Source organism: Campylobacter sp. RKI_CA19_01128 (assembly GCF_025771175.1).
Lineage (GTDB): Bacteria > Campylobacterota > Campylobacteria > Campylobacterales > Campylobacteraceae > Campylobacter_D.
In genome coordinates this window covers 1-4,880 of sequence record NZ_JAKMPU010000019.1, presented here as the reverse complement: position 1 = coordinate 4,880, position 4,880 = coordinate 1, and the positions used below count along the sequence as shown (strand labels likewise).

3 protein-coding genes are annotated in these 4,880 nt (G+C 25.3%); 2 read left to right on the top strand and 1 reads right to left on the bottom strand.

Annotation, left to right across the window (positions count from 1 at the left end):
* Window positions 1-75: 75 nt before the first annotated feature.
* Window positions 76-591, bottom strand: coding sequence for an Hcp family type VI secretion system effector (locus tag L8U98_RS07990; protein WP_039626225.1), 516 nt, complete (start codon window positions 589-591; stop codon window positions 76-78).
* A gap of 135 nt (window positions 592-726) precedes the next feature.
* Here L8U98_RS07990 and tssM point away from each other — a divergent pair, with 135 nt between their 5' ends.
* Together tssM and L8U98_RS07980 are read left to right on the top strand one after the other, a co-directional pair.
* Window positions 727-4,269, top strand: a complete 3,543-nt coding sequence (tssM, locus tag L8U98_RS07985; protein ID WP_263691587.1) for a type VI secretion system membrane subunit TssM — start codon at window positions 727-729, stop codon at window positions 4,267-4,269.
* The coding region (locus tag L8U98_RS07980) for a hypothetical protein (RefSeq protein ID WP_263725424.1) at window positions 4,259-4,880 on the top strand (622 nt) is incomplete at its 3' end. The genes tssM and L8U98_RS07980, both read left to right, overlap by 11 nt.

The window sequence follows — 4,880 nt, the reverse complement described above, 5'->3', positions numbered from 1 at the left end:
GGATTATTTTTAATGAAAGTGATAAGGATATTAAATAGCATATAAAGCTCATTGTTTAGCAATGAGCTTATTGTGTTACGAATTTGCTTCTCTCCAATCATCACTTCCGCTTGTTCCAGCCGCTGTATGCTCCCAAATAACTTTTCTGTAATTTAAGGATACCTTAAAAAGCTCTGTTTTGTCATGATTGTTTGCTTCTTGAGCATTTGGCATTACTAAGGTAATATCTGTAATGATAGCATCTTCTAATTTAGTTGTAAAAAAATGTTCTTGTCCACCACTTGTTGATGTTCTAAACCAATGAACTTCAACACTCGGAAGTCTTTCACCTTTTGTAAGTGCATTGTAAAGTAGAGGAACTGCTTTGTTTAGAGAGCAAGTGAAAGTAAAAGGCTTATGAACTCTTTGTCCTGATGGTTGTCCACTTTGTTGATCAACTGGAACTGTTACAATATGAGAAATTTCTTGAGCCATAATCTCATCTTCGTGTCCTGCTTGATAGCGATTTCCTATACTTGCTTCTGTAGAAGCACCACTTGAAATAAGTCCTTGTGTTGAACCTTCGATTTTGATATATGCTGGTTGTGCCATGTTTTTCCTTATGATTATAATTTTAACTTTATATTTATATTAAAAGCTTTTAATATTTTAATACAAAATAAGTAAAAATAATATAAAATTAATAAATAGAAATAAAAATTATTTGAATTTATATTAGGAAAAATTATGTTTCAAAAAATAATGCAAATTTTAAAATCTAGGATTTTCGTAATCACATTAATACTTATTATTTTAGTTGTCTTAAGTTTATTTTTTTGGGCTTATGGTTCTTTATTTGCGTTTAATGAAATTTATGTTTTTAGTAATTCTTATTTAAGATTTGGGATAATTTTTATATTTTGGTGTTGTATTTTTTTGTTTTTCCTTTTAAAGCCTTTAAGTAATTTTATAAAATCTTTTAAGGATGACAAAAGAATAAGACTTAAAGAAATTAAAAAAGAATCTAATGAATTTTTATACAAAGCAAAAAGAAATTTCTTTATCGCATTAAAAGATGCCAAACAAACATGGAAAAAAGATATCAACACTAAAAATTTGCCTCTTGTTGTTATTGTGGGAAATGAAGGTGCTGGTAAAAGTACTTTTATAAATTATTCTGATATAGAATATCCTTTAAGTGATAGTTTAGAATCATATAAAAAGATGCATAAGTCTACCAATAATTTTAGCTTATATGTTTCCAAGAAAGGCGCTTTGCTTGATACTGAGGGAAATTATTTTTCTCAAGAAGATTTTTTTCATCCTAATAGTAGCGATGAGTTACCCGAAGATGATATAGAGAAAAATAGAGACTTTTTAATTAAAAAGAGCATTTGGCAAAATTTTTTAAAATTTTTAAATAAGAATTATTTTCATAGTAAATTAAATGGCATTATTTTAATAATTGATACTCGATTGTTTTTGGAAAACACAAAAGAATATTCTAATAATTTAATTCGTTATTTAACAAAAAGGGTGCATGAGTGTGAAAAAATTTTAGGTGTACAATTACCTATTTATGTTGTTTTTTCAAAATTAGATTTGATAGAAGGTATGAGAGAATTTTTTGATATTTTTAATGAAAAAATTCAAAAAAAAGCTTTTGGTATAAGTTTTGCAGAACATTTTAAAGAAGAAGATATTCAAAAGTCTTTTGAAGAGATAAGCAAATCTTTGTTTTTACGTTTTGTTGATAAAAATTCTTCTATATACACTATAGAGGAAAAAAATAAAATTTATTTATTTTTAAAGCAGTTGGATAATTTATTTGTATTGAGCAAAGACTTTATCGTGCAACTCCAAAATGAAAATATTTTAAAAAATAGTTCAGTTTTAAGAGGGGTATATTATGTAAGTGCTTATCAAGAAAATGTGCCAAGAAATTTTATGCTTGATACAATTTGTGAAAAGTATAATATAAAAAAACCATTAGCTCAAGTAAAACAGTCTTTTAGCAAGCAAAGTTATTTTGTTCAGTCTTTGCTTGAAGATATTGTCTTTAAAGATTCATCGCTAAGTAGAATTAAAAGTTTTTACAAAAAGATATCGCTTGTGGGTCTAACTATATTTTTGAGTTGTATGACTTATTTTATTTCATCTTATTTTATTCTTAAAAGTGAGCAAGAAAAGAAAATATCTCAAAGTGTTTATACAGATCTTTCATTTTTGTTGAAAAATATGCAAGATTACCCCATGATGAGTATAGAAGAGAAAGCAAAATTATTAGTTGATTTAAGAAATATACTAAGTGTATATCCACAATTAATCGAAAAGGCAAGTTTGTTTGAATATTTTAGCTTAAACATAACATATAAAGGCTTTAAAAAAGCACAAAATTTATATTATAAAATTAGTGAAGATGTGTTGAAAAATACCCTGTTAAAAGAAATGGAAATAATATTACAAACTGATGATAATTATGATAACTTAATTAAAACTTTATATGTATATAAATCATTGTTTGAGCAAAAATATCTTGATAAAGATTTATTAAAAATATGGATTAATGAAAATTGGAATTTTTTAGAAAAATATAAAATTTCTAAAGAAAATTTTCTATCTGGTATCGATGAACTTCAAAAGATTGATTTAAGCACTTCTCAGCAAGATGACATTTCGGTTAAATTATCTATTGAAAAACTATATAATGTAGCAAAAATTCAAAGAATATATACTTTACTTAACTTTATCATTCTAGATAAAAATAATAAAGTATATAATTTTAAAAATGAATTAGGATTTGCTGCTAACAATGTTTTCTCAGAGTCTATTAAAATTGATAGTATTGAAGAAATTTACACAAAAAAAGGTATGGCTGACTTTTTGCAAACGTTAAATGTAAAAATAGATAAAGCCATTGAGATTGATTCGTGGATTTTAAATGATTTGTCAAATTCTGAAAATAGAAGCAATATGGCAATGGGAATTATTAAAATTTATTTAACGCAATATCAAAATAAATGGCAAGAAATTTTAAATTCACTTGCACCAAAAAAGTTTATTTCCAAAAGTTCTATGCTAAATGAACTTAATATACTATCTAAAAAAGAAAATCCTTTAATGAATTTTATAAAAATTGTTAGTGTAAATACCAATCTCAACGATGCTACTTTACTAACTCAAGCATATAATCTCGGTGTTAATGCTGCTGAAATAAAGACAAGTTTTATGGGGATTACCAGTTCGTTTGATGCTTATCATAAAATTATAGAACAAAATTCTATTTTAAATACAGGTGCTACTGCTGTAGGTTTAGATGTTGGAAGTCATCAAAAAACCATGGAATTAATAAATACAGATTTGTCTAATATTCATAAAAAAATAACTGACTTTACAACAAATAACTCGCAAACTATTGAGGAAAAAATAAAATACGCTTTAAGCGATAGTAAAGATTCTAGCGACCCATTTAGTTCTCTTGAACAAAATATTAAAAATTTACCAAGTGAATTGGAAAAATATTATGTAACTCTTTCTTTATATGCTTGGAATATTATAGAAAACCATGGAGTTTCTTTGTTTAATACTGTTTGGTTGAATGAGGTTTATGCACCATTTGTTAATGATATAGCTCCTTTTTATCCTTTTAATTTGCTAAGTTCACAAGATTTAAGTATAGATTCTTTTAAAAATTTCTTTGGTAAAAATGGAATTTTAAATAAGTTTTATGAAAAATATTTAACAAATGTTCTAATTAAAAGAAAAAATGTTTACTCTATTAATTCTAAATTTAGCTCAAGATTAACTTTTTCCAAAGAATTTTTGGATTTTATTACTAAGGCTGGTAATTTATCAGAGTTAATGTTAAATGCAAATGATGTAATGAGAGTGCGCTTTACTTTACAAAGTCTTGACTTAAGTGCCGATTTTTCTTTTGTAAAAGTTCAGTATAATGATACTTCTATTATATATGATCACACATTGCATACAAAATTAGATGTTATAACTGATGAATTTAACAATGGAACTAGTTTTGATTTCACTGCGTATTCTTATTTAGATGCTAATATAAATTACACAAAATCATATAAAGGAGAATGGGCTTGGTATAAATTATTACAGGAAAGTAAAAATTCAAATTCATCTTACAGTGTTTTATTTAATGACAATAAAAAAATGTATTTTGATTTCAAACTTAATAATAACAACTCAGATATTAATAATATAATTATGATATTAAGTGATTTTAAAATAGTAGAAAATATAACAAAGGCTCAAAATGATAGATAAAGAAACCATAGGATTGATAATTGAAAATATTGACGAAAATATTACGAAAACAGTAGCTTGCGTATTTGATGAAACTGGTGGACTTGTTGGATCAAGTCCAGAATGTTTATTTTGGATACAAGATAAAAATAATTCTGTTAAAGAAAAACATATGAAGATTACTTTTGAAGAAGGTTTTTTTACTATGACGCCTATAGAAGGCAGTGATATTTTTTATAATAATTCTTTTTCTAGATTGGAAGATGGTTATGAAATTATTATCAACAAAGGCGATGTTCTAAAGTTAGGTCTTATTGAGTTGCGTTTTATTGATTCAAAAGAGATTAAACAAGAAACTTTAAAGCAAGCAAAAGAAATAAAAGAAATAGAAAAACACACACAGATGGATGAAATAGAGCTAAAACCTAGAGGAAAAATAGATGGTTTAGATTTTAAGGCAAAAGAAAACATTAAAGAACTTATTGAAACAAAAATAGATTATAGTTTTATAGAGGATAATAATATTAAAAATTCTGAAGTTATTATGGAATCTAATTCTTCTGTTAATTTAGATTTTACTTATGAAAATATAGGAAAAATTTTAGATAAATTGCAAAATGAATTATCACAAA